Source organism: Desulfofustis glycolicus DSM 9705 (assembly GCF_900130015.1).
GTDB lineage: Bacteria > Desulfobacterota > Desulfobulbia > Desulfobulbales > Desulfocapsaceae > Desulfofustis > Desulfofustis glycolicus.
The window spans coordinates 35930-59992 of sequence record NZ_FQXS01000020.1; the positions used below are offsets into that span (position 1 = coordinate 35930).

At 62.5% G+C, this 24063-nt stretch carries 23 protein-coding genes and 1 pseudogene; all 24 read right to left on the bottom strand.

What is annotated here, in order from left to right; translation table 11 throughout:
* Positions 1–10: 10 nt before the first annotated feature.
* Entirely contained in the window at positions 11–1060 is a 1050-nt protein-coding gene (locus BUC26_RS15300; protein WP_028577503.1) for a phage baseplate assembly protein V, read from the bottom strand.
* Positions 1053–1472: a DUF1353 domain-containing protein gene (locus BUC26_RS15305; RefSeq protein ID WP_028577504.1), complete on the bottom strand. Its 420-nt coding sequence runs from the start codon at positions 1470–1472 to the stop codon at positions 1053–1055. The genes BUC26_RS15300 and BUC26_RS15305 overlap by 8 nt, the downstream gene beginning before the upstream one ends.
* Positions 1469–1843, bottom strand: a complete 375-nt coding sequence (locus BUC26_RS15310) for a YcbK family protein (protein WP_028577505.1) — start codon at positions 1841–1843, stop codon at positions 1469–1471. The genes BUC26_RS15305 and BUC26_RS15310 overlap by 4 nt, the downstream gene beginning before the upstream one ends.
* The gene (locus BUC26_RS15315; RefSeq protein WP_028577506.1) at positions 1836–3119 is read right to left on the bottom strand and encodes a phage late control D family protein; all 1284 of its coding nucleotides are present in this window, start codon (positions 3117–3119) and stop codon (positions 1836–1838) included. Before BUC26_RS15315 ends, BUC26_RS15310 begins: the two co-directional genes overlap by 8 nt.
* A 66-nt stretch (positions 3120–3185) precedes the next feature.
* Positions 3186–3476 carry a LysM peptidoglycan-binding domain-containing protein gene (locus tag BUC26_RS15320; protein WP_028577507.1) on the bottom strand — a complete coding sequence of 97 codons (291 nt, stop codon included), beginning with the start codon at positions 3474–3476 and terminating at the stop codon, positions 3186–3188.
* Positions 3473–3943 (bottom strand): CIS tube protein, encoded by a 471-nt coding sequence (locus BUC26_RS15325; RefSeq protein ID WP_011366981.1) that lies wholly within the window; start codon positions 3941–3943, stop codon positions 3473–3475. The genes BUC26_RS15320 and BUC26_RS15325 overlap by 4 nt, the downstream gene beginning before the upstream one ends.
* Positions 3944–3946: 3 nt before the next feature.
* On the bottom strand, positions 3947–4258 hold the full coding sequence (locus BUC26_RS15330) for a DUF7768 domain-containing protein (RefSeq protein ID WP_028577508.1): 312 nt from the start codon (positions 4256–4258) through the stop codon (positions 3947–3949).
* A 2771-nt stretch (positions 4259–7029) separates the two neighbouring features.
* Positions 7030–7902 (bottom strand): annotated as a pseudogene (locus BUC26_RS24545) (phage tail tape measure protein); the annotation flags it as partial.
* A gap of 143 nt (positions 7903–8045) precedes the next feature.
* Complete coding sequence (locus tag BUC26_RS15340) at positions 8046–8723, bottom strand: T4 family baseplate hub assembly chaperone (protein WP_028577510.1); 678 nt, start codon at positions 8721–8723, stop codon at positions 8046–8048.
* 15 nt (positions 8724–8738) lie between these two features.
* Positions 8739–9200, bottom strand: a complete 462-nt coding sequence (locus BUC26_RS15345; RefSeq protein ID WP_011366977.1) for a phage tail protein — start codon at positions 9198–9200, stop codon at positions 8739–8741.
* A 15-nt stretch (positions 9201–9215) separates the two neighbouring features.
* Positions 9216–10745: a phage tail sheath C-terminal domain-containing protein gene (locus BUC26_RS15350; RefSeq protein ID WP_028577511.1), complete on the bottom strand. Its 1530-nt coding sequence runs from the start codon at positions 10743–10745 to the stop codon at positions 9216–9218.
* A 2-nt stretch (positions 10746–10747) separates the two neighbouring features.
* Positions 10748–11005, bottom strand: a complete 258-nt coding sequence (locus tag BUC26_RS15355; protein ID WP_028577512.1) for a hypothetical protein — start codon at positions 11003–11005, stop codon at positions 10748–10750.
* 12 nt (positions 11006–11017) lie between these two features.
* Positions 11018–11566: a hypothetical protein gene (locus BUC26_RS15360; RefSeq protein WP_028577513.1), complete on the bottom strand. Its 549-nt coding sequence runs from the start codon at positions 11564–11566 to the stop codon at positions 11018–11020.
* A 59-nt stretch (positions 11567–11625) separates the two neighbouring features.
* Positions 11626–12111 carry a phage virion morphogenesis protein gene (locus BUC26_RS15365; protein ID WP_028577514.1) on the bottom strand — a complete coding sequence of 162 codons (486 nt, stop codon included), beginning with the start codon at positions 12109–12111 and terminating at the stop codon, positions 11626–11628.
* Complete coding sequence (locus tag BUC26_RS15370; protein WP_028577515.1) at positions 12101–12460, bottom strand: hypothetical protein; 360 nt, start codon at positions 12458–12460, stop codon at positions 12101–12103. The genes BUC26_RS15365 and BUC26_RS15370 overlap by 11 nt, the downstream gene beginning before the upstream one ends.
* Complete coding sequence (locus BUC26_RS15375) at positions 12447–12911, bottom strand: hypothetical protein (protein ID WP_028577516.1); 465 nt, start codon at positions 12909–12911, stop codon at positions 12447–12449. The genes BUC26_RS15370 and BUC26_RS15375 overlap by 14 nt, the downstream gene beginning before the upstream one ends.
* Positions 12898–13257, bottom strand: coding sequence for a hypothetical protein (locus BUC26_RS15380; RefSeq protein ID WP_013258624.1), 360 nt, complete (start codon positions 13255–13257; stop codon positions 12898–12900). Before BUC26_RS15380 ends, BUC26_RS15375 begins: the two co-directional genes overlap by 14 nt.
* An 18-nt stretch (positions 13258–13275) precedes the next feature.
* Entirely contained in the window at positions 13276–14139 is an 864-nt protein-coding gene (locus BUC26_RS15385) for an HK97-fold major capsid protein (protein WP_011366969.1), read from the bottom strand.
* Positions 14140–14157: 18 nt separating this feature from the next.
* The gene (locus BUC26_RS15390; protein ID WP_028577517.1) at positions 14158–14520 is read right to left on the bottom strand and encodes a hypothetical protein; all 363 of its coding nucleotides are present in this window, start codon (positions 14518–14520) and stop codon (positions 14158–14160) included.
* Between the two features lie 12 nt (positions 14521–14532).
* The gene (locus BUC26_RS15395) at positions 14533–16941 is read right to left on the bottom strand and encodes a DNA adenine methylase (protein WP_028577518.1); all 2409 of its coding nucleotides are present in this window, start codon (positions 16939–16941) and stop codon (positions 14533–14535) included.
* Positions 16942–17044: 103 nt separating this feature from the next.
* Positions 17045–17398 (bottom strand): hypothetical protein, encoded by a 354-nt coding sequence (locus tag BUC26_RS15400; protein ID WP_028577519.1) that lies wholly within the window; start codon positions 17396–17398, stop codon positions 17045–17047.
* Positions 17395–17907, bottom strand: coding sequence for a hypothetical protein (locus tag BUC26_RS15405; protein WP_028577520.1), 513 nt, complete (start codon positions 17905–17907; stop codon positions 17395–17397). Before BUC26_RS15405 ends, BUC26_RS15400 begins: the two co-directional genes overlap by 4 nt.
* Positions 17904–22493, bottom strand: coding sequence for a minor capsid protein (locus BUC26_RS15410; protein ID WP_028577521.1), 4590 nt, complete (start codon positions 22491–22493; stop codon positions 17904–17906). The genes BUC26_RS15405 and BUC26_RS15410 overlap by 4 nt, the downstream gene beginning before the upstream one ends.
* Positions 22493–24001 (bottom strand): phage portal protein family protein, encoded by a 1509-nt coding sequence (locus BUC26_RS15415; protein WP_028577522.1) that lies wholly within the window; start codon positions 23999–24001, stop codon positions 22493–22495. Before BUC26_RS15415 ends, BUC26_RS15410 begins: the two co-directional genes overlap by 1 nt.
* Positions 24002–24063: the final 62 nt, after the last annotated feature.

Here is a 24063-nt window from a genome sequence, read left to right on the forward strand (position 1 = left end):
ATGCTTCCCTTCAGGTGTTGATCAAGACGGTGTTCGTCGAGCGAATGATGATGTTTCCAGCCACCCCATCCATGAACACGAGGCTGCCGGACTTGTCGGTGGCGCTGATGCTCTCCTGGCCGGGCGCGGCGTTCATGCGCACCACCTGACCGGCCTTGTCAGTCAGCCGGATCTGTTCGGCGGCGGCGGTGGAATCGACGAGGATTTCCTGGGTGCCGTTGAGTCCCCAGATGTGAACCTTCTCCCGACCCTTGGTGGTATCGATGAGGATCTTCTGCCAGCGGGAGCGGCCCTTGTCGCACGAGAGGATGTGGACCTTCTCCTTGTCCTGCCAGGCTTCGAGGATCACCTGCTGGCGGCAGAGGTCGGTGAGCTGGATGCGGGCGCGGGAGCCGACGATCTGCGAGGCGATGTCGAGCTGGTCGCCTTTCTCAGCGTCCTTCGTGCCTCGGCGCAGAGCGTTGCCGCTCTGCATCTCCGGCTTCACCTTCCCTTCCATGGTGAGGATCTGTCCGGCGCGGTCGATGATCCGCAGCAGCTCGTCGCCGTCGCGGTCATCGGCCAGGATGGTGTGGCCGGTTTCGGTCTTGAGCAGGACCTTCAGGCGCGGGCAGTAATACGGCGGATGGTCGTGGTACTTCTTGTGTTCGAGATCGTCATGCCGGTTGACCTGATGCTCGACCTTGTCCTCGCAGTCATGGCACAAGGCATTCGCGCAGGTGCGCTTGGATTCCTCGGGCTGTTCGCCGGGATTGCTCTTGGCCAGCCAGACCCCGGTCCAGATCGGATACTGGACGACGCCGCCCTCGAACTCGGCCCAGACCGAGGCACCTTCCTCGGGGATCAGGAACATGCCGGTGTCGTCGTTGCCGCCGTAGGGGAAACAGGGAGCGGCCCATTCGGACCAGTTCTCCCGCCCGCTGCCGAGCACGGCGGGGATCTCCAGCCGGACCCGGCCGAGGCGTTCGGGATCGTTGTTGTCGCGCACGAAGGCCCGGTACTTGCCGTACCAGCGGTTGCGGTAGCGCTCCTCGGATTGACGGTCGCGGGTTTCAAGCATGCTCCGTCTCCCGTTTTCGACTGGTGTCCCAGGCCAGCCAGCCGCCAAGGCGAACCGCCCAATACATGACCTGTCTTTTCCACAGAGGCACGCCCAGGGCCGCCATCAGTTCGAGAAAGACGCGGTCGGCAGCAAGCCGCGAGACCTTGCCGGTGTGGTAGAGGTAGTCGTGAACGACGGCCGCCGGGGAATATCTCCCCCAGGGCGGCACCACGCGCCAGAACAGGCGCGGCACCGAGGCGAAGTCGGTCTCGAACCCGGCGGGCACTTCGATGATGCGGCCAGCGCCGGTACGGACACGGAACGGCTGAGTCAGCCTGGCGGTCATTCCATTGGGAAGTATCTCCACCCGAAGCGGCCCGGAGAGACCCAGCGCGGTGCCGGAAAACTGGGTCTTGGTTTCGGCGCTCATGACCGCCACCTCGCCTTGCCCGACTGGCGCACGTCGAGATGGACCCAGGAGGCATAGACGCCGATGCCGCCCTCGCGGAAGAGCGGAATTTCCTCGGCGATGACCGCCAGTTCCTCGGGCGAAACGCCTGCGGGACAGCTCACGTCGGCCGCCATGCCCAGCGTGTGGAAACTCTGCTCCGCGCCACCCACCGCCTTATTGTGCCGGTTGCAACGGAAGCCGCTGGTGATGGACAGCGGTTTGCCGATGTGGTCGCGCAAAGCCTGCAGGGCGTCGACCAGGTCGGGATGGACCGCAGCCGAATGGCCGCAGCAGTTCTTGCCCTTGCAGGCGAATTCCGAACGGTTGAAATTCTTGCTGAGATCACCCATTGCCGCCTCCTTGTGTGACCGCGCCGGAATCCGCGTCGATGGTCACCATGGCTGGCGGCTCGTTTTGCGGCGTGGGCGGGGCCTCCTTGTCGTTGGGTTTGCCCTGGGACTCGGCGGACTTGTCGCCCGCGCCCTTGCCGAGGGCGTTCTTCTTGAGTTTGAGTTCGCAGAGATAGCCAGCGCCGCTGATGCTGTGGCGCACCGAGTGGCAGTAATAGATGCCGGAAAACTTCCGTCCCACGCCCTTGATATCGACGTTCTTCTTGGCGCGTAGCTGGGGAATACCGATGGTGGCCGCATCCGCCTCGACCTGGCGCAGCTCGGCCTCGCGGAATTTGCCTTCGGCGCTGTCCTGGGCGGGCTCCTGGCGCGGCTCTTCGTGAAAGCCTTCGGAACGGTCGAAGCTGGGCACGATTTGCCCCGTCTCCTGTTCCTTGAAGCTGCCTTCGCCGGTGTTGCCGTCGACCAGATAAGTCTGCTTGCCCAGGGCCGTCCGCTCGGGGGTGGTGGCGTTGTTGGCCTTGTGCTCGACCACGTCCTTCTTGCGCGGGTCGACGCCGACCGTCTTGGTTTCGACACCCGCGCCCTTGGCTCCCTGGGATTGGGTGCTGGGGCGGAACGAGCGCAACAGGCCCTTGGTGTCGGTGAAATATTCGAGGGTCAGAAGCGGCGTCTGGTCGAGCTCGCGGGGGTGGAAATGGAGTTCGTCGTCCTGGATGTAGAAGACATAGCCGCTCATGCCGTCGCCATCGCGGTCGCGGGCCTTTTCCGCCAGCTCCTTGAGGAACTGGGCGTCCGAGATGTTGCTCTGGGTAACGCGGAGATGGGTTCCCTTGGTGGCCGTGACCACTGGCGTGAGGCCGTTGGCGGCGGCGATCTGTTCGGCGATTTCCGAATAGAGGATGCCTGGAGCGGGTTTCTGCCAGACTTTTTGGTTCTCCTTGCCCGCCAGTTTGAAGCCCTTGTCGTAGGCCTTGATGCGGATAGTTGGATCGCCGTTTTCCGGGAAGTCGTAATCGATGTCCTTGATGACCGCCTTCTTGCGCGGAGAGAGGTTCCCCACGTAGCCGAAGCGGGCCACGATCTCGTTGCCTTCCTGGAACAGCGGATCGTCGACGAACTGCAGGTTGCGGTCGGTCACCGACAGTTCGAGGACATCCAGCTCCTCCTCGTTGTCGGTGAATATGAACGAGGTGATCTCTTGGGTGATGTCCTTCGAGAGGTCTTGCCCCTCGATCTGAATCAGAAATGTCGGTTTGAAGGTATCCAGATCCATGCGTATCTCCGGCGGTTCGCAGTTCCCTGCTTACTTACCGGAAGGCATGGCGAGGTGTCGGAGGTCTCAGTCGAGCAGGCGCATCTGAACGTGTTCGCGGGAGGGAATTCGCAGCGCCAAGCCGGGCTCGAGCGCCAACGGGAAAAAGATGTCGTTGTAGTCGCAGATGATCCACCAGAGCCGGGCGTCACCCAGATAGCGGTGCGCGAGCAGATCCAGACGGTCGCCCTCAACCACGGTGTGCAGGCGGTCGTCATATCTCGGAGTAGTGTCGATCCGCTGGCGCATGCCGAGGGAGGTGCCGTCGCTGTCCCGGTAGAGAACGCAGCGGGCGTAGCGGGAATCACGGCTGATCATGAACGTACCTCCGACCAGTTGATGGAACGGTCCACGTATTCCTCGAGGACGATGTCCACCTCGGCCCGTTGCGGCAGCAGGTTGTCCCGGTCGAACAGGCCGAAGAACCGCGCCTTCACCTGACGGACGATGCAGGTCACGCCCGGGTAGAGATCGCCGAAAATCAGCAGTACGCGGTGCGGCGCGTTCTTGAGCATGGTTCCGGCGTGTTCCGGATATTGCAGCGAGCGGAGCCAGTCGACCTTCTGTTTCACCGGCCCCTTGAACAGCTCGACCTTGAAGGCGATCCGGCGCGGTTCCCCGGCGACGTATTGGTAGCGCGGGTGGCTCATACCGGGGATCTTGATCGTCGCGTAGTCGGTCGACTTCTCGTCGCTGATGGAGTTGGGGTTGTACTGGAATTCGAGCCGCTCCCCCGTGTCGGCGTCCACCAGATATCCCTTGATGGGTTGTTGATCCCAGGCCATTGCTTACATCTCGACGATCTCGAGGATCGGTTTGCCCAGTTGTCCGGCCCGGTCGAGTTCCCGCCGCATGCCGTTGGAAATGCCGTTGCCGGTGAACGCCCACACCTCGTCGCAACATTCCATGTAGGCCAGGCCGCAGGCGATGCCCGTCTCCCGCTGCTCGGGAACGCTGTCGTCGGTGAAGGTCGGATACAGCAGATGCGGCGCGAACGGCGCGTGACCGCTTCTCATGACCTGGCGGCAAAGTGCCTCGGCGACCTTGACGTTTCGGGCTATGTCGCCCGCGAACGGGCTGCAGACAAAGATGCGTTTCATCGGTTCTCTCAAAGGGTTTCGTAGTTTCTGATCTTCCGCTCCCGAAGATCCTTGTAGACGGCCTCGGCCACCTTCCGGCCATCGATGTTGGTGGTCACGCTGAGTTCCACCGGGCGGTCGGCCAAGCCATCGAGGCGCGAGAGCAAGGATTCCAGCAGTTCGCGCAGCCCCGGACCGGCTTCCTCTCCGCGCATGGGTGTCGCGGGAGCGGTGCGAGCCGGAGCGATCAACCGCTCGGAAGGCACCGTCTCGGCGAGTCCCGATTGCAGGGGCTTCGCTATCGGAGTCGGCGCGGTTGTCTTGGGCCGCTCGATCCCGGCCGGAGCCAGAGAGGCATCTCCGTTTTCCAGTGCCGGTTCCACCGCGAACGGCTGGATATAGCTCTTACTTACCGGCTCGACGGCCGCTGCGACGGTCTGCACGATGCCGTTCATCGGTTGCGGAGGCGGCGCGGCAGTGGCCATGACCGGCTGGAGCATCAGCATGGCGCTCAGGGCCTTGGGCACCAAGCGCTCGTCCAGACGCGGCACGAGACTGAGTACACTTTCGATGATGCGTTGCCCAATCGATTCGGCGGGCGGCTCGGTCCCGAGTGGTTGCTTCCGCTCGGCCACCTGCGGAATCGGGGGCTGGACTCCCAGCATGGCGCGAGCGGAGGAGAGCAAACCATTGGCGATCCCGGCGCTTCTATCCTTGATCGCCTGAATGCCCGCGCTCGCGCCGCTCGAAAGCCTCTGCCAGAGGGTTTGCCCCTCGGCACCGGCGTTGGTAAAGATTCGACCGACAGCGCCGGGAACGGCCGACAGTGTGGCAACGATCCGGTCGCGGATATTGACGGCTCCCGTGGCCAGCGCGTCCCAGGCATTGACCTGGGGCGGTTTGAGCGCCAGTACGGGCGTGTCGCCAAACAGGGATTGTTTGAGACCGCCGAAGATGGCACCGGCCTTGGCCGCGACGGTTTGAGCCCCGGAGGTCAACCCATCCCAGAGTTTTCCAGCCATGCGGAAGGGAGCCGAGGCGGCGTCCATGAGATTGCCGCCCGCCGTCTTGATCTGCTGCCAGGCTCCCGCAGCGGCTGTGAGAATCCCGCGAGCGGCGATGCCGAACACTTTCGCGGGCAGCGACTGGGTAAGGCTCATGCCGTCGGCGAGGGTCTTGAGCAGCGCGGAACCGGAGGCGGTCAGGCTGGCGAGCGGTCCCTCACGGGCATCGGAGAACGGCAGCAGATTGCGCAGCTTGCCCAAAGCGTTCTTGAGCATGGTGAAGGGATAGGTCACCGCCGACCAGATCCCTTCGCCAAGGGTGATCAGTAGCTTCTTGCCCGCCTCGAAAAAGGTGGTATCCCCGGCGAAGAAGGAGCGCACGGTGGCAAACAGATCCCGCAGGGTGCTGATGATCGGCAGATTCAGAATCGCTTGGCCGATCTGTCCGGCGGCGTCAGCCACCAGGCGTCCGATGGAGGTGAATATCCCGGAAATGAAATTCCAGACACCGACCACCACATCCCGCGCCCAGCGGAACGGGGTGGCAACAAAATCGTAGACCGCGCCGCCGATGGCCTTGAGACCGTCCAGCAGGGAAATGTCGCCGGTCAGCACCTGCCAGACCGCATAGACGATCTTTCCGGCGGCCACGAAGGCCTCGCCGATCATGCGCACGGGCAACAGGAACTTGTAGATAAACTTGGCCGCTCCGAACAGGGACCCGACGATGACCTTGCCGACCCAGACCACGCTGCGCACCACCACCGCCAGGGCTCGGACGATGAGCGACAGGTTCCAGGCCACGATCTTCAGGGCGAACGCCAACCCCTGCAGAAGCACACCGGCGACGGTGCCGATAACCGTGCCGAAGGTGCGCCAGGACGAGCCGTCGGTGGCGCTGGCGGCCACGCCGAAGATCTCCACCACCGAAAAGACCGCGCTGGCCAGCGCCGCATAGGCGCTCATCAGGGTGCGGACGGTCGGTTCGAGGATGGCGCGGATGCGACCAAAGGCATGGGAAAAAGCGCCCCACAATCCGGCCATGGCCTCACGAACGCGGTAATAGGCTTTGAAGACGGTGACCACGAAGCCCAGCAGACCGGCGGATTGGAGCTTCTGGGCCAGTTCGGCCGACATCTGTCCGACACCGCCGCTGAGCGAGCCCACAAGCTCCCTGATCCCCCGGAAGACCAGCGAGACCTTGTTCCAGGCCCCGGTGATGACGTCCTGGATGCCGCCGAAGTTGGTTTCCCAGGCGCGTTTGAGCAAATACAACGAGAGGATCACGCCCGCGATGATGGCGGTAACTGGCAGAAAATAGGTCGCGACCGCCGAACCCACTCCGGCGAGCGCGGCGCTGATGGCCACGAATCCGGCCTTGATGGCGGGCAGCATGAGTCCCACCATGCCTACGGCGGCTGTGACAGCTCCGGCCACGACCAGAATGGTGCCGAGGGCCATGGACAGCCCCAGGACCACCCGGGTCACGCCCGGCATTGATTTAGCCATGCGTTGCAGGAACAGAATGAAGCGGGAGATGCCGTTGATCACCGGCGTGACCACCGGTAGCAGAGTGCGTCCCAGGATTTCGCTGAGGTTGGCCATCTGCTGGCGCAGGAGCAGAAATCTGGCTCCGATGTCCTGGTTCATGGCGTCGGCCATCTGTTCGGTGACCGCCGTGCCGGTCTTCATGGCCCGGCCCACCGACTGGATATTGCCTTCGAGGCTCTCCATGCCCGCCGACATCTGTAGCAGGAACTTGACCGCCTCGTCGGAGCCGAAGGCCTTCTTCAGCTTCACCTGGGCGGCGGCGTTGGAGAGATCGGGGAACTGGCGCTTGATCTCCTGCAGGATGGGAACCACGCCCTTGAGACGGCCGCTGGTGTCGGTGAAGGACAGGCCAAGCTCGTCACCGGCCTCGGCCGCCTTCATGATGAACGCCTTGTACAGCGTGCCCGCCTCTGAGCCGGGCATGGTGGTCTGGAGCTGGCCGAGCACGGCGAGCTGCTCGTTCAGCGGAATATTGCTCGCGGCAGCCACCGCGCCGATGTTCTTGATGGCGTCGGCCATCTGGGTGCCGTTGGTCTTGAACGAGGCCACGGTCTGCGCCATGGCTCCGGAAAAGGCGGTCGCCCATTCCATGTCGTTCATGTCGGCCATGATGGGCTTGAAGATCCCGTAGGCCGTGGTGAAGGTGCCGACCATCTCCTGGGTGGTGGCCTTGGTCGCCTTGGCCGTCATGGCGGCCATGGAGGTGAAGACGCCCACCGCCTCGTCGCTGAGGTTGGACAGGGCCGATTTCACATCGTAGGTGGCAGTGATGAACGCCGCCTTGTCAGCACCGGACCACTGGTTGGTGAAGGATTCTGCGGCGTCCTCGATGGCCCGGAGGTCCTGCACGCCGAGGGACGCCAGCTCGCCCAGAGCCTTCTGGGTCGCGGCGGTGGAGGCGACCAGGGCGGCGGGCACTGCCATCAGGGCCAGTCCCGCCCCGAGCATCATGGTCCCTTGCTGGATGCGGTCCAGGTTGCGGGTCATCCGCTCGCTGGCATCCGCCACGGTGGAATCGAGGTCCATCATGGAGCCACGGATGCGCTGCGCGTTCTGCGAGAACGCATCCTTCATCGATACCACTATGCCCAGTCCGAGATCGCCGTTCATCTATCGCCGTTCCGTTTGCTCACGTTCAAAATCAAGCTGCCGCTCGAGGGCCTCGACGAACTGACGCCGGACCCTGAGCGGCAGCGAGCGGGTTTCCGACCAGCCCCAGTGCAGTCCGCCGTAAGCGAGAAAGAATGCGTCGCTTACAAGCGAACTCCGGGGAACAAAAAAGCCGGTTCGGCCTCCAGGCGGGTACGGATCTTGGTGCCGCAGCCATCGCATTCGGTCTCGACCGAGGTGTCGATTCCCGCGTCGACCCGCGACATCTCCTGCCGCAGCGCGTTGCGGTCGCGCATCGACATTTCCGCCAGGCTCTTCTTGGAGGGAGCCTTGCCGTCGATGTCGAGGACGCGGATGAGCATGGCCGAGGTGATGTTGGGCTCACGCAGGCTGGCCAGGCGCTTTTCCTTGTGGCCGTCGAGATATCCGAAGCGCACGGTTTTCTTCGAGCCGGGCAGCTTGAAGGCGAACTCCCGCTCCTCGCCGTAGGGGGTGACCTTGAGATCCTCGAGATTGATGGTCACAAAGTTGGTCATGCGGCAGGAGCTGTTCGGGCAGCTCAGCTCCAGCTCCACCTCGTCGCCGAGGGAAATCTGGCGCAGGCGGACCAGGGCGAACAGCCGGTCACCCGAGAGCAGGTTCATCACCTCGGCGAGATCGGGATCGGTCTTCTCGCCCAGCCGGACGAAACAGTTGCGGAGCACCTGGTTGATCGCCTCTCCGGAACGGATCAGGCGCTGGTTGGTGAGCAGTTCTTCCTCGGCCCCGGTCATTTCCCGAAGCTCGAGTTCAGTGCCGCTTGGCAGTTCAAAGCTGTACATGGTCGATCCTCCGGTTTAGGTCCAGTATTGGAAGCAGATGGTGAGCTTCTCGATGGTGTTCTCGGTGTTGCCGCCTTCGAGCTCGTCGTATTCGAGCGCCTTCACCCAGGCACCGTGCAGGGTCCAGCGGCGGGTCTCGTTGCCGGTGCGGTCGTAGCGGACAACGTCGATGTCGCGCATGTAGTCGGCCGGAAGACCGCCGGTGACGGCGTTCACGTCCACCTGTTTCTTGATCCATTCGCGGGCCGCCTCGTCGGAGCCGTCCTGCAGGTTGCCTTTCTCGAGGGTGATGTCCTCGAACTTGACCCGCCCTGCCACCTTTTGGTCGAACATCGAACCGGCCGGGGCAAAGGCCACTTCCTCGAATTCTGTTTTTGGCTCCTGTCCCTTGTGGAACAGGGCCACGTCGAAGCCATTTACCTCGATGGCGAATTGCCAGTTCTGGTAAAGGCTCTTGGGCATGTTTCCGCTTCTCATAGCCGTGTTCTCCCGTTAGATGATTTCTTTGAAGTCCGCGCCGGTGCTGGTCAGGATGAAGTTCAGCTCGATGAACTCCGCCGTCTTGGTCGGCTTGACGAACACGCGGGCCACCATTTCGTTGCGGTCGATGACCGCCGGGGTATTGGTCTCCTCGTCGCACTGGAATGCGAAGTCGTAGAGGCCACCCTTGTCCTTGATGTCCTGCAGGAAGGGGTTGATCAGGCGGCCGAGGGCACGCCAGGTCTGGGGATGGTTCGGCTCGAACACCACGAAGCGGGAGGATTCCGAGATGGCTTCCTCCATGAACATCATCAGACGGCGCACGTTGATGCGGTCCACGGCCGAGGGCTGGCTTTGCAGCGTCTTCTGGCCCCAGATGTTGATGCCGGTGTCGGGGAACACGGCGATGACGTTGACCCCTTCCGGATAGAGCACATCGCGCTCGCCACGGCTGGTCTTGTAGGCCAGGGAGAGCGTGTTGAAGATGCGGCCACGGTCGATACCGGCGGGCGCGTTCCAGACGTTGGTCTTCTGGTCGCTGCGGGCGATGCATCCCGCCACCGCGCCGCAGGGCGGCACCAGCTTCTTGCGCGAGTTGACCGGATCGCTGATCTCCAGCCAGGGGTAGTAGAGCGCCGCGTAGGAGGAGTTGAAGGCCGCGTGGCTGTACATCCCTTGTCCCTTGCGGAAGTCGACCGCTTCGAGCGGCTCCAGGTGCATGGGCGTGTCGGCGATGAACAGCAGATCCTTGCGCCCCTCGGCATAGGCGATTCCGGCGTTGATCACCGGCACTGTGGTGACGCCGGGGACCATCAGCAGGTTCAGGGCGTCGATCTCGTCAAAGCCATAGAGGCCGGTATGCTGCGAGGGATCGCCGATGAAGTCCGCATCGGCCAGATCGGTCAGACCATTGTCGCCGCCGCTGAGCGTGAACACGCCCAATGCCGGACGGTCGCTGGGCGTTCCCATTGCTGCGGCCAGATCCTGGACCAGGATGAAATCCGAGCGGTCGTTGATCGCCAGCTCCACATGGTTCGGCAGCGTCTCGTCCATGCTCAGATCCTTGAACACCTCGACCACATCGCCTTTGTGCCGGACCACCAGGTTGAAATGGTTGGCCGGATCGAGAGAACCGTCCTCGATGGAGATGGAGAGTCGGTCGCCCCAGACGCCTTCGTTCACGGCCTCGATCCGCAGGGCGTCGGCGGGCGTCGCCTCCCGGTTCTGCAGCACGATGGAAGATTTGAGCGCCGTCAGGGTGTCCCGGTCGGTGGAGTCGGTGAGATGGGCGATGCGGGTGACGTAGAGGACCGACCCGCCGTTGTCGAAAAACGCCCGTGCGGCGTAGGCCAGATAGCTTTCGTTGATATAGGAGCCGAAACGGTTGATAAACTGTTCCCAGCTCGTCACCAGCACAGGCTTGTTGATCGGGCCTTTCTCGGCCACTCCGACCATGGCAGCCGACGAGGTCGAGATCTGCTTCACATAGAAACTGAAGTCCGTTTCCCGGGTGTAAATCCCGGGCGATAGATAGGTCGGCATGGTTATTTCCTCCGCTTGCTGGTGGTCTTGGCCTCATCGGCTGCGGCGTCATCGGTTGCCGTGGGCTTTTCCGGTTCCGGTTCCGCGCCGCCGGTCAGGTCGGTGATGCGCACCAGGCCGCGTTTTCCGGCGGTCTTGATCTCGGCGGAGAGGTCCTTGCGGGCGATGCTCTTGCGTTCTCGCGGCCCGAGGTGAAGGGTTCCCTGGCCGGAGAGGTTGAACGTCAGGGGTTGGAACTGCAGGTTTCTGATCTCGATCACGGTTGTTCTCCTTTACGGTTGAATGGTTCGTTGCTCTGTCACGTCGCCGTGAAACTGGAAGGTCCGGTCCCGGATCAGCCGACCGTCGCGCAGGTCGCCGTCGTACACCGGGCAGGATTCGATGCGGATGCGTCCGGAGCTTTGCCGGAGGTTGGAGAGGTTCACCCGGGCCAGGCCGCCCAGAGGAACCAGTTCAGTGAGGTTCAGGCTGCCCTGGTCGACGATGGCGATCTCCGGGTGAAGCTGGAGGAACCGCGACACCGATTCGTGAAAACCGAGCAGTTCGGCCTCCCGATCCACGGTTACCACCAGATCGAAATCGAGGTGATAGAGCCGGGGAAACCGGCACTCCTCGAAACTCAGCTCCGCGACATTCTTCTCGAACAGGCGGCTCTGGCTGCGACGGAAACGGTCTTCCGTCAGCTTCGGCCCCTGGAGGATGACGCTGGGGGTGCGCTGGACCTCGAACAGGTCATCCGGGAACACCAGCACGGTGTCCGAGTGGATGGCCTGCTTGGCCAGGCGGATCAGGGTTTCTGTGACGGTCTGTATCGTGCTCAAAGGACGCCTCCGTTTTCTGCCTGGTTACTTACCGGAAGCGCTGGCGATGTGTCGGAGGCTCAAAGCGCGGAGCGGATCGCCTCGCGATAGTTCTGGAGGATCTGCTCGCGGTACTTATCCATCACCGGATGCAGAAAGGGTCTGGCGGGGATGATGATGGTCGCGCCGTTCGGATGTTTGATGGTGGCCCCGTACTCCATGACGGCACCGATGTTCACCATGTCTTCCCCGTCCTTGTTGACGGTGCCGCGCAGCAGGCCGACGAACGCCTTGTCGGCCATGATCTTCTGGGTGATGGCGTTGACGAGAAAGCCGGTGTCGATGAGCGCCTTGCTTGAGCCTTTGCGCAGGGTGGTGCTCTCGGCGAGTTTCACGAAGGCCTGTCCGCCCGGGGCCTGGGAGCGAATCCCCCGCTGGATCTCGCGCACCAGAAAAAGGGCGTTGCGGATCGTGGCCTGACGCAGGGCCGTGGCCAGGCGTGGCCCCATGCCGGTGGTCAGCTTGGCGCGGGCCTTGTCCCAGTCACCGGTCCGCCTAACGCCCATTGAGCTTCACCAGTTGCAGGTTCTTATGAGTGACGGTGCCGAAGAAGTGTTCTTCTTCCACACTCTGTATGCGATAGGTTTCCCTGTCTGCGGCCAGGCGGTCTTCACCCCGGACATCGGCATCCGGAAGGACACAGGCGAGCGCGTCGATCTTGCCGCTCAGCTCCTCCGGCGGGGTTTCGTTCAGTTCGAGGGGGATGACGGAGATTTCCGTGTATTCGGCATCGTCGGTGCCGTAGAGCCGCTCGCCGGGAACCACGCGCAAGATGCGTGCGGTCTGGCCCGAGGAGAGGATCAGCCGGGCGACATCGGCCACGGCTTCGGCGCGTTCCCGGTCATTCAACAACATCGAGATCGATCCCTTGTTCGTAGATGACCGGAGTGAGGCCGCTCGGGGTCAGGATGTAGGCTTCCTGGTCGAGCTGGGTGGCCGGACGCAGCTCGGTGAGCCGCTGGCGGTAGTCGGCGAGCAGATCGGCCTCGAGCTTGGCCCAGTGGCCGGGCTGGCCGGTTTTATCCACCCGCTTGTCGCCACTGGAAAAGGAGAAGGCGTTGGCGGTGGCCGAACGCATGACCTGGCAGGCGTGGATCTGCGCCATGATCACCAGGAGCTCGCGGACCTCGCCGGTGGGATCGGGGGTGATCTCTCCGGCCGTGACCGTCTGCGATTGGTCGAGGTCACGGCCGACCCGGAAAACGGCTTTCCGGACGCATCTCTCCAGAGTCTGGTCCTCGAAGAGAGATGCGCCCGGATCGGACAGGTCGAGCCGCAGGTCGGCGATCAGGTCACTCAGCAGCACCTTGCAGGCCCTCCAGACGGCTCTTGAGCGCGTCGATCACCGTGCGGCGTTTCTCTGTGTCCATGTAGCCTTTGAGGGTCTCAGGATTGGCCTCCTCGTTGACCCTGGAGATGGCGTCGGTGGCGGAGAGCTTGCTCAGGTCCACCGGTTCCGCGTCCTGGTCGGGCTCTGGAGGGGCGAGCGGTTCCTGCTTCGGTTTGTCGGCCATGGCCAGGCGGCCGTTCTTGAGCGCCGCCTGGATCTGCTTGGTGAGGCGTTCCACCTCGACCACCTGGCCGGGCTTGAGTTTCAGCCCGGCGTCGGGGATCACCAGAACGCCGGGACGGATGTTCTTGATTCGATTCATCTCACGTCACCTCCCGGATTACGGAACCAGTTTGACCTTGGCCATGATGTCAGGGCGGGTAATGCCCTGGCCGATTTCGGACCACACCAGCCAGCCGGTCTTGAAGCGGGTCTTCTGATCGATGGACTCCGTCTTCAGGTTTTCGCGCACCGGCATCTTTCCGACCTCTTCATCCGGGACGATGATGATCTCGTCCAGCGGCATGGAGGCGGTCAGCAGAATGCCGCCGGTGCCGTAGTTCTTGATGACACCCTTCTGGCGCAGCTCGAGCTTGGTCTGGGGATCGAGGTTCCAGCCGCGCATGTCGTTGAACCGGCGGCCGCGCATGACGATGTACTTCACCGACAGCTCCAGGTCCTCGATGATCGAGATGGCCTCGTTCAGCGCCTCTTCGGTGAGCAGGTCGCCGGTGACCTCGATGGTGTTGGTCGCCGGGATGGCCGAGGAGAGCACCGAGATGGTGCGGCGGTCCATCTCCTTGCGGATGGCGTCGGCGGCGCTGGTCTGGATGTCCATCAGCGTGCCGATGTTGCCGTTCTTGAGGACGGACACGTCCACCATCGGATTGGAGTGGATGCGGTTGGTGGGGAACTCGACTTCGTCCTTGCCCACCTCCTGCTCCTGGGCGTCGCCGTCCTTGCTGATCCAGTGGGCCTTGACGGTCGGTTTCTTCTGGTAAACCGGACGTTCGCCCTTGGGCAGCGTGTGCTTGGTGAGCAGCAGCGAGGAGATCTCCTTGCGCTTGATCTCCTGTTCGATGGGCGCGGCAATGGCGGCGGCAAGCGCCCGCATGCCTTCGGGCGACTCGAGAGCCTCGCTCATGAGCCGCGCCATGGTTTCCATGTACTCCTGGGAGTGGATCTTCAACTGATTGGTTTTCATGTGCGTTGGCTCCTTGGGTTAGACGAGTAGGCGGAATTTGAGGACGCCGCTCTGTACGGAAATGGCGTGGGCGACGACGTGCTCTCCGGCCGCGACGCCGTTGGTCAGACGACCGCCCGCCGAAACTTTTAGGTCGTCTCCGGCGACGACGGTCCCTTCGAAGGCGTCGGTCTCGTAGACGCCGCCGTCACAGTAGATGCCGGGCATTTCGCCACCGGCGTAGTCCTTGATCAGGATGCCGAAGGAGCGCTTGGTGGGATCGGTGTTGACGGCGAACAGGTCGTCGCCGACCATGCGGACCACCTGGCCAAGCTGGCCGTCGCCCTGGATGTGGCCGTCGCCATAGGCGAGGCTGCGGTGACACGGATTGATAAATGACATGGTGTTTCCTCCTTATGCGTTGATTTCCGAGTGTTCGGGAGAGTCCTCGCCGACACGGTTGCGGTAAGCGGCCATGAACCCGTCGCGCAGGCGGTCCTCGAGCGACACCTTGCGGTCGTCCACATCGTGGGGCCGGACACCGGCGTCGCTGCGCAGCGGGGTTTCCGTCGAGGCCTTGGCGGCGGGCTTGCCGCCCTGGTCGCTGTCGGCGGGTTTCTCTTCCTTGTCCTTGTCCGCTTTGGCCGACTTGGGCAGGCGTTCGTAAGCGGCCTCGGTGGCGGCGAAGGCTTCGTCGGACAGTTCGGCCAGGCGTTTCAGTTCGGCTTCCCGGTCCTCCTCGGAAGCGAAGGAGAGTCCCTGCTTCTCCAGCCGGGTGAGCAGCTTCTTGGCCCGGGAGCGGCAGGCGGCCGCCTTTTGTTCGGCTTCCAGTTCCTGGACTCGTTTCTGCAGCTCGGCGACCTGGGCCTTGAGCTGCCGGTTTTCCTTTTCCAGGTCGGTAACGCGAGCAGGATCGCCTTCCTGCTGGGCCGGTTTCTTCTTGGCCGCGTCAGATTCAGTCTTGGCGGCCTGGTCATCGGTGGGTTTGGTTTTGTCTTCCATCGTGGAATCTCCTTCGGGTTGGGATTGGTCGGGCTGGCTCTGAAGGGACGCCACCTGCAGAATCCTGGCGTTCTCGTCCGCGCCTTTGCGGTCGAGCAGTCCCAGTCCGGTGAAAGTGACGCCGTGCAGAATCTCGAAAACAGGTTGGCCATTGAAATCACGGCCCTTGAACTTGCGCAGGTGCGTGCAGTAATCGGCCTTGTTTTGGAAGCGCTTATGGCAGACCGAACATTCGCCTTCCTGGTAGTCGCACTCCATGGAGACCTGGGAGATGATCCCGCGCTTCATAAGCTTGTAGGCCAGCCTGGCGGCCGGGGTGTCGTGGACGTACAGCTCGCCGACGCATTCCACGCGGCCGCCGTTGTCGTCCTCCAGGTAGTCGGCGGCGACGATGCCACCGACGATGTCGTTGAACTCCTGCGAATGCTGCAGATCGACCTTCTTGTTCACGGCTGTCATGTGCCGACCGGACAACTCCTCGGCGGTGAAGTGGTCGCCGTTCTTGTTGGTCCCGGTGCGGCAGAGAACGAAGCTGAACTGGGGGTCGCCCGCCGAACCGACATCCATGGCCTCGGTCGCGAGGCGTTCACCATCGCCCAGCCGGATGTCCACGGGGATGCTGGTGTGGAAGTTCGCGGCGGCGGCCATCGGAAAGGGTTTCTCCTCCCGTTCGGCGCTGGCCTTGGCCCCGGGAGCGCAGACGAACAGACGCTCCTTGGCGTTGGAAGCCTCGCCGTGCTTGGAGGTGATGGCGTAGTGGTGATCCTTGGACTTCATCCGGCTCTGTTTGCCGAAGGAGCCGATGATCCGCTTCAGCTCCTGTTCGTTGGGATAGGCGTGATCGCGGTAGGAGATCAGCCAGTGCGGGATGTGCTTGGCATTGCCGAGGAAGGTCTGGAAAAACTCGCTGGCGTTGGCCTTGGTGACGGTCTTGTGGTCGGTCTCGTAATACTTGACCTTGGTGTCGGCCTTGATTTCGAGCCCTTCCCAATAGGTCATGAGCCCCTCCACGAAGTGGTAGGCCCGCTCGTAGTTGGTGGTCGAGAACTCGGTGGCGTAGGGCGGATCGAAGTAGGCCAGATCCGCCTTGGCTTTCGGCAGCAGATCGTTGATGTCCTGCCGGTATGCCTTGTTTTCCTTGTCGTTGTCGAAGACCAGGGCGTTGATGCGCTGCAGATTCTTGCGCAGACGATCCTTGAACTCGTCGGGGGTGTCCTGGCGGCGGCCATAATCGGTGGACGACGAGAAGTGGCCGAAGCCGCCCTTGCCGCTCATGCAGGTTTTGCCGAGGCCGAACAGGGCGATGTCTTTCTTGAAACCGGAGAGCTTGTCGCAGTTGGCGCGGATGGTGTCGATCAGCGCATGGACGCCCTTGGCGAAGAAGATGCCCTTGAAGTTGTCCTGAACGAAGCTGCCCGCCTTGGCGTTGTCGGCCAGGAGTGCCTCGATCTCGTCCTCGCTCAGGCGAACCGAGTTGTTCTCGATGATCGCCTTGGCGGCATGGTGGCAGTAGCGGAGCCGGTCGTTGGCGATGACCTGGAGGCCCTTGGTCTTGTACATGTAGGCCACGACCGCAGACCCCGAAAAGGCGTCGAGCACGGTGCCAACGCCTTCCGGGGTATGCTTCCAGATCCAGTCGACGAGCTTCTGCTTACTGCCGATGTAGTTGGTGATGTACTTGGGGCGCTTCTCGGGAGGGAGCTCTTCAGGAGCGGACTGTTCGGCGGCCTCGGTCCCGAGCGCATCGGGATCGAGAGTCAGCGCCGCATCGGCCTCCAGTAGAAACGCCAGCCTTTCCAGGTCTGTGGCGAACAGTTCCATCAACGTCTCCGGTCAGTTTGCTGTGCTCTCCGCGACCTGCGGGGAGCATTCAGCGGTTACTTACCGGAAGCGTCGGCGATGTGTCGGAGGGTGACGGCGAATTTCAGCGGGCGGGGTTCAGCCGGGCCAGAACGGCCTTTCCGCAGGCGTCGAGGGAGGGGTATTCGTCGCTCTCGGTGATCTCGGAAAAGACCCCGTCATAGGGGGAGCGGGACAGCCGGTGGTATTCGAGAAAATCCGCCGGAAGCGAGGTGGCCCCGGCCTCGACCAGACGGTTGACCACCCAGGCGGCCTCGTCCCTGCGGTCGGCAAGCCCGTTCGGCCCACGGTCGAGATAGTACATCTCCACATCCAGACCGGGACCCGGCCCCTGAACCCAGACGCCCACGGGCACGTATTCCGGGGCGGTGGCTTGCCGGTCTGCGATTATCGAGTCGAGCATATAGCGCAGTTTCATGACCAGTCCTCCGCGATCCGGAGATGTTCGGCTAGAAGCTGGGCGTCGATCCGGCGGAATCTTTCGGCGCTTTTCTGGCGGTAGGCGATCCAGCGTTGCCAGTCCGCCGCGAGCTCGGGCTCCGAGACCGGCTCGATCATTTCGACATGGTGAATCCGGCCCAGATCGTCGGTCAGCTCGACAATCAGCCAGCCTTCGGCCTCCTTGCCGTCATGTTCGGCCATCAGTGTGTCTTCGACCCGGACATCGACCACCTTGATGGTGTGGGCGTGCTGAAAGCCCTCGTCGTAACCGAGTGCCTTCCACAACAGCCAGAAATCGGTGTGCAGATGGTTTCCAGCGGTGTCGAAATGGGGAGCGATCCGGGTGACGGTGAAGCTGTCCACCAGGGCGTCCAGAAAGAGATCCCCGGATTCTCTGACGGTCATGCGACTGCCCCGGTTGTTGAACCAGTGCAGCGCTTCCTGCAGCCGTCGTTTCTCCTGTTCGATAAAGTCCTTTATGGTCATTGTTTGCGTTTGCTCCAGCTTTGCGGGGTATGGACAATGTCCTCCACCTTGCGCCCGTCGGGCAGTTTCTTGATGCCGCGCCGGGTGAAACTCTGGATGATCTCCCGACGTTCGTTGTCGCTTCTGGCCACGATGAACTCGACGTTGTCCAGCAGCGTCACCGAGTATTTGAAGATGGTTTCGTTGCCATGGCGCTGCGAGAACCGCTTCCAGTCGTCGATGCTGGCTCCCCGGTTGCGCTGCACGTAGTCGTCGATCACCTTGCCGTAGGCGTCATGGTCATAACTGATGGCGTCCATGCGCCGCAGCATCTGTTTCTTGAAATAGAGAGCCGGTGAGGCGTCGCTGGCCGGTTGCTTCTTGATCCGGGTGAAAAAATAGCTCGCGCCGCCGGTCTGCATGTCGGCCACCGGGGACATTCCGCCCGGAGCCACGCCCATGCGCATTTTCTCTACCGTGCTGACCATAGCTCCGTTGTTCTCCATGATCATGTCGATGAAGCCGGACATGCTCTCGCCGTTGGTCAGATCGTGGACCAGCGAATAGCCCTTCATCTGTTTTTCCAGGTCCTCCTCGGTGATGTCGAACCGGAACTGGTGCCGGTATCCGCCCTTGGCGTCGCGGTCCAGAAAGCCCGCCTGGTATTCGCCCAGCGGGTTGTATCCGGAAAGTTGGGTGATGTCCTGGACGCCCAGCTCCTTTTGCCAATAGCCGCGCAGGGCCTGAACACGCTCGGTGGTGCTGGCGTTGCGGTCGTCGAGCGATTTCTGCAGCCGTTTGTAATCAGCGCTCTTGTCGGTCTTGCGGATGTAGGCGAGCTTTTCGAGGTACATCTGCTCGGCGTTTTCCGCAGTGGCCACCCGTGTGTCGATGCCAAGCTGTTCGAGCTTTTCCAGCATCGCCTCGACCCGTCCGGGGGTGGCGTCGCCATCCAGGAACATTTCCAGCTCGCCGCGCTGGGCGTAGAGGTTGGTGTCCGACCAGGGGCGATAGCGGACCCGGGTGCCGTCCTCGAAGGTGACGGTGTACTGGTGTCCGTCCTGCATGCGGGAGTTGTGATTGAACAGCGTCCGGTTGTCGATGTCGTCGGCCTCGACGGTAATGGTGCCGGAACCGATCCTGCGCTTGATGTGGGTCACCTTGCCGCGTTCCACCTTGAACGGCGGTTTCTCCTTGGGTTTCTGCGCGTCGAGCTTGGGCAGGTACTGCTCGAATACGCCGTTGGTGGCCCGGTCCCAGTCGACGGACTCTTCGATCTCCTTGACCCATTTCAGATAATGGTCCGCCATCTCCTTGACCTTGGGGTCGGTGTTCTTTTGCAGGGTCTCCAGTTTCTTGCGCAGGCGCAGTGCCTTGTCGATCTTGGTCCGGTTGTACTTGCCGTCGCCCACGTGGAAATTGACGTTTTTGACGGCGTCCAGAATCGTCGGAAAGAAGCTGTCTTCGACCAGCGGTTGTCCCTTTTCCCCGACCGCCGTCTGCACATACCTGCGCAGCACCTCGTCGATGCGGCGGTCGGTGTCCGGCCGGATCTTCATCTTGACCACGGTTCGCTTCTTCCCTTTGAAACTCTCGGTGAAGATCAGCGCGTTCTGGTCCTCCACGTCGCCACTGTCGAAGGGCAGCGTCTTGCCCTGCCAGCCGAGTTTGCGGGCCTCTTCGACCAGGGTCTCTTCGGCGGAGGAGAGCAACTTTTTCTTCCCGGTGGCGGCGCTCAGCTTGTCGAAACGGAAGCCCCGATCCCCCAGCACATCGGCGTAATAGCCTTCGAAGTCCCGCCTGAGATTGTGTTTCCGCTCCAGGGCCAGATCGTAGAAATGCCGCATCCCGGCCGGGTCCTTGGAAAACCGTCCCTCGGCGTATGGCCGCAGCAGATCGAGGTAATCCTCGTCGGCGATCTTTTCGACTTCCTGGATGTAGCGAAGGGTCGCGTTCGGATCGACCCGTACCTTCCCTTCCTTGGCCCCCCGGAAGACCTTGTTGTAAAACGGCTCTTCCTCGCCGCAGACGCCGTTGGGGTGATAGTCGAACGAGAGCTTGTCCTGGCCCAGAAACTTGAATGCCTGGCCTTTGTCGATGCCGTAGACGCGACCGTCCCGGGCGCGGATGAATTGCTTGGAGTGTCCGTCGTGGTTGGCGATCAGCCAGTCGACCACATGCTCGCGCTGGATCTGCTCCAGTTCGATGGTGGTCAGATCCTGTGGCAGGATGTTGCGAAAATCGAAGTCGTCCCGCAGATCGGTACGCCATTTCTGGATGGAGCCGGTGCGGCCGTTCAATTGGATGGTGCGCACCTCGATGGAATGGGGGTCGATCAGGCGGCCGATCTTGTAGGCGGCTTCCTCTCCGAAGGCGATGAACTCATCATCCTTGCGGCCAATGGGCTTGAACAGCCATTTGTCGCCGTTTTCGTCGGTCCAGAACTCCTTTTCGTGTGCGCCGCCGACTGCGGCCTTGCCGGTTTTCTTGAATTTTGACGGCAGACCTTTCTGCTGCCACGCTGAATCGACTGTGGCGAACTCCGCGCCTTTCTTGCCGATCTTGGCCTCGGGCGGCTTGACCGGGCTCGGCTGTGGAGCCGGTTTCGGCGGCTCTTTCTTCGGCGTGGCGGGCTTGGCAGGAGCGGTTTTCTTCTTGCCTCCATGCTTTTCGGCCCAGGCCGCGTGCTTGGTGTCGATGCTGGCCTGAACCGCCTTGATTTTCGCCGGGTCGGTCTCGGTGAAGAGCGTGGTCAGCTCGTCTTTGTTGGCCCACTGCCAATACTGGACCTTGGTCTCCTTGGCGAGCGTCTTGAGCTCTGCCGATTTCAGTTTTCCGACCTGATCCTGGAAGAGCTGTTTTTTGAGGGCGATTTCCTTGCTGTGGGCCGCGAGCAGCTCCTGGGGCAGATCGGTGCCGCCGGAAACCGCCTGTTCCGCCTTGGCAATCGCGTCGAGGAAATCCTTATAGCCGGTCGGCGTGTCGGGAACGACCACGGCCTTGGCGGCGTCTTCGAGGGCCGTTTTCTGTTTCAGGATCAACTTCTGCTTGGCCTCGTCGACCGCCTTTTTCTTGACCGACTCGGCCATGTCGGCACCGGCCTTCTTCTGTAGCGCTTCGACGAGCTGCTGTTTGTTCTTGAGGATGCCGATGCCGTGCTTCTGTTTGGCCGCCGCGAGTTCCTTGCCCATCAGGCCGCTGTGATCCACGCCGGGCTCCAGCTTGTCGAGCAGCTCGATGGTCTCCTGTTTGGTCATGTTGAGAGAGATGCCGTTCTCCTTCGCCATCTCCTTGAGCTGCTGGGCGGTCATGCCTTCCAGCCCCTCGGCGGGCGGGATCTTCGCCATCTGGGCGGCGAGCAGCTTGGCCTGTTTGAGTTCCGCCTGCTTCAGTCCCAGCAGCTCGACCAGTTCTTCCTTGGTCCGCAGCAGACCGATCTTGTGTTCCTTGAGCTTGGCGCTGAGCGCCGCTCCGGCCAGGTCACCGTGATCGATCCCCGGTTCGGCCAGATCGAGCAGCTTGATGAAATCGGCCTTGGTCCGGGCAATGGCCACGCCGTTCTGTTTCGCCAGGGTCTGGAGCTGTTTGACCGTCAGCGAACCGAGGTCGGCGATGTCGCCGGTTTCAAAGGCGCTCTTGAGCTTGGCGTTCTCCTTGGCCTGGGCGGCGGCCATGCCTTCCAGCACATGGGGCGGTAGAATGCAGGCGTCCCCCTGCGATGCCTGGGCGGCGGCCTTGGTTGCCATCTCGCTACCGCAGACGGTCATCGGCCAGGCCACGATGTTGGTACAGCGGCAGTGCGGATGCGCGGGTTGCTGGGGGAACTTGTCGATGGGAAAGGTCTTGCCGTCCAGGCCGCCGCAGACCGGGCACATGCGCTCATCCTCCATGGCCAGCCATTCCAGTTTCTGGATGCCGACCCGCTCGTGGAATTTGAGCCTGCCCATGTTGTGGGCGCGGAGGACCTCGGTGCGGGCGATCATCTCCATGCGGTACTGAGCCTTGCTGAACACCCGGCTTCCGGCCTGGCGAAAGGAGTCCTTGTCGATGATCACCTTGCCCATATCCCGGACGATGTCGTCGGCTCCCTTACCCGTGGCGACGCCGTTCAGGATGGTGCGCTTGATGCCGTCTGCGAGTTCGCGGTGAACGTCACCGGCGAGTGTGAGGTTGTACTGCACCATGAAGTCGAGGGCATTGGTGTCGACGATGGTGAACACCTTAGTGGCCAGCTTGTCGATGCCTTCTGGTTTGAGGTCGGCGTAGAACGGCAGCGCCGCGTCGGCGAGTTCGCCGATTCCCTGCTGGATGCCGAGCTTGAAGGAGTCCTTGGTTGTCTTGCGAAAGACCAGGGTCTGCTCCCGCTTGAGCCGTTTCATGGTGTCGTCGAGTTCGAGCTGGAGCTTTTCCAGCCCTTTGAGGGCGGCGAGCTTGTTGTCCGGCAGGGAGCCGAGGGAGCGGTACTGGAGGATGGCGCGGGCGACCTCGTCTTCGGCCTGTTTGAGCGCCTGGGTGAGCTGGGCCGTGACCTGGTCGTTGTAGCGGTTGCGGGCCGTCAGACTCTTCAGTGTGGCCGCTTGGATGCGCTGCTTGAGGTCCGACGGCATCAGCGGGGCTCCCGGCGGTCGATGAAACGACAGGCCGGGGCGTCGAAGGTGCGCTCGCTGTTGTGGACCCGGCAGTGGTTGGTGTCAGCAATGAAGTGGCTGCACTCGTCGCACACGGCAGCAATGCCGGTGGACTCCAGGTCGCCCGACCAGACTAATGCCGCCTCCGCCGTGGGTTCATCGTCCTCGGCCGGAATCCCGAGCATCTTCCGAGCACGAGGCACGCTGAGGATGCCGGAGACGACCATATCCACCACCGGCTTCACCTGTTTCTCGTCCATCAGGTCGATCTGTTTGCGTTCGGTCTCGCGGTTGGCGGCCTCGATGTCCGGGTCCAGGTCCATCTTGAGCTGGAGGCTGGAGCGGCTGATGAGTTTGCGGTCGTAGAGTTCGATGAGGAGCTTCTTGAAATCGACCGCGTCGCTGGGGTCGAGGTCGTTGAAGATGAACTGGATGCTCTTGTCGCCGTGGCCGTTAAGTTCCATCCAGTCGTCGAACACCCAGTCGAGGAGCTTGCGAGCGGCCTGTTTGATCTCGCGGATCATGACCATCATCTTCTGCATGCTCACCGAGGCGGTGGCGAAGTTCGGACCGTCGCCGGTCACCAGCGAGCGTGACAGCCCCAAGGCCACCACGATGTCTTCCTTCACCTCCTTGACCTTGTCCTCGACGTTGAGGACCTGGCCGTCGGTGCCGTGGGTTTCGACGTTGACGTAGAACGGGACCACCAGGCCGCTTTTCATGTCCATCTTGTTGACCATGTCGCGGACCTGTTCGAGCATCCGCTGGTCCGGCATCACCATCTTCTGGCCGAACGCGCCACCCACCTTGAGCAGGCGGAACGGCGTGGCCCAGCGCTTGGCGATGGCCTGTTCGGCCCGGCGGTAGTCGCGCAGCAGTTCGATGGCTTGAAAGGCGGGAAGCACGAGGGAGTTGCCTCGGGGCGAGAAGGCCGGTGCGTCCCATTTGAGGTGGACCACCTGCTCGACGGGCAGCGGAATGGATTCGCCGCCGCCGGGTGTGTCCTCGGGAAATTGCCGGGCCTCGATCAGCTCGCCCTGGGCGTATTTGACCTTGACCGAAACCGGGTTGACGCAGACCAGCTCCTCGATGTCCTGGCCGGACTTGGTGAAGCGTTTGAAGCCGATGGCGTCGCCTTTCACCAGGAGCTGAAGAACCATGTCCTTGATGAACTGCGAGATGTTCAGCCGCCAGGCGGCCTCCAGGGCCTGCTCCTTGAGGGTCTCGTCGTCGCTGGTGATCTTGATCTCGTCGCCCACGGCGAAGGTGCGCCAGGAGTTGACGCAGTTCTTCACCAGCGGCTCCTCGACATAGTATTCCCATGCCTTGCGGGCGCGTTCTTCCCAGGTGGCAGGAATCGCCTCGGCGGCGTTGACCTTGCTGAAGGCTGCCGAGTCGAGCGCGGCCGCAGCGGCCAGCGGCGCGATGACAAAGCCGGTGGTGTCCAGGCTTTCGGGTTGTTCGTCCTGATGGGCGGTGCTTTCCACGTGATCCTCTCGGTAGTTTCGGCCATGACAGCCGCACATCCGGCCCGTGTGGGCCGAATCCG

What these genes read in the sequence shown, in the direction of transcription:
- BUC26_RS15300 (WP_028577503.1), bottom strand. Translation starts at nt 1,060, where the DNA reads ATGCTTGAAACCCGCGACCGTCAATCCGAGGAGCGCTACCGCAACCGC.
- BUC26_RS15305 (WP_028577504.1), bottom strand. Translation starts at nt 1,472, where the DNA reads ATGAGCGCCGAAACCAAGACCCAGTTTTCCGGCACCGCGCTGGGTCTC.
- BUC26_RS15310 (WP_028577505.1), bottom strand. Translation starts at nt 1,843, where the DNA reads ATGGGTGATCTCAGCAAGAATTTCAACCGTTCGGAATTCGCCTGCAAG.
- BUC26_RS15315 (WP_028577506.1), bottom strand. Translation starts at nt 3,119, where the DNA reads ATGGATCTGGATACCTTCAAACCGACATTTCTGATTCAGATCGAGGGG.
- BUC26_RS15320 (WP_028577507.1), bottom strand. Translation starts at nt 3,476, where the DNA reads ATGATCAGCCGTGATTCCCGCTACGCCCGCTGCGTTCTCTACCGGGAC.
- BUC26_RS15325 (WP_011366981.1), bottom strand. Translation starts at nt 3,943, where the DNA reads ATGGCCTGGGATCAACAACCCATCAAGGGATATCTGGTGGACGCCGAC.
- BUC26_RS15330 (WP_028577508.1), bottom strand. Translation starts at nt 4,258, where the DNA reads ATGAAACGCATCTTTGTCTGCAGCCCGTTCGCGGGCGACATAGCCCGA.
- BUC26_RS15340 (WP_028577510.1), bottom strand. Translation starts at nt 8,723, where the DNA reads ATGTACAGCTTTGAACTGCCAAGCGGCACTGAACTCGAGCTTCGGGAA.
- BUC26_RS15345 (WP_011366977.1), bottom strand. Translation starts at nt 9,200, where the DNA reads ATGAGAAGCGGAAACATGCCCAAGAGCCTTTACCAGAACTGGCAATTC.
- BUC26_RS15350 (WP_028577511.1), bottom strand. Translation starts at nt 10,745, where the DNA reads ATGCCGACCTATCTATCGCCCGGGATTTACACCCGGGAAACGGACTTC.
- BUC26_RS15365 (WP_028577514.1), bottom strand. Translation starts at nt 12,111, where the DNA reads ATGGGCGTTAGGCGGACCGGTGACTGGGACAAGGCCCGCGCCAAGCTG.
- BUC26_RS15370 (WP_028577515.1), bottom strand. Translation starts at nt 12,460, where the DNA reads ATGTTGTTGAATGACCGGGAACGCGCCGAAGCCGTGGCCGATGTCGCC.
- BUC26_RS15380 (WP_013258624.1), bottom strand. Translation starts at nt 13,257, where the DNA reads ATGAATCGAATCAAGAACATCCGTCCCGGCGTTCTGGTGATCCCCGAC.
- BUC26_RS15385 (WP_011366969.1), bottom strand. Translation starts at nt 14,139, where the DNA reads ATGAAAACCAATCAGTTGAAGATCCACTCCCAGGAGTACATGGAAACC.
- BUC26_RS15390 (WP_028577517.1), bottom strand. Translation starts at nt 14,520, where the DNA reads ATGTCATTTATCAATCCGTGTCACCGCAGCCTCGCCTATGGCGACGGC.
- BUC26_RS15395 (WP_028577518.1), bottom strand. Translation starts at nt 16,941, where the DNA reads ATGGAACTGTTCGCCACAGACCTGGAAAGGCTGGCGTTTCTACTGGAG.
- BUC26_RS15400 (WP_028577519.1), bottom strand. Translation starts at nt 17,398, where the DNA reads ATGAAACTGCGCTATATGCTCGACTCGATAATCGCAGACCGGCAAGCC.
- BUC26_RS15405 (WP_028577520.1), bottom strand. Translation starts at nt 17,907, where the DNA reads ATGACCATAAAGGACTTTATCGAACAGGAGAAACGACGGCTGCAGGAA.
- BUC26_RS15410 (WP_028577521.1), bottom strand. Translation starts at nt 22,493, where the DNA reads ATGCCGTCGGACCTCAAGCAGCGCATCCAAGCGGCCACACTGAAGAGT.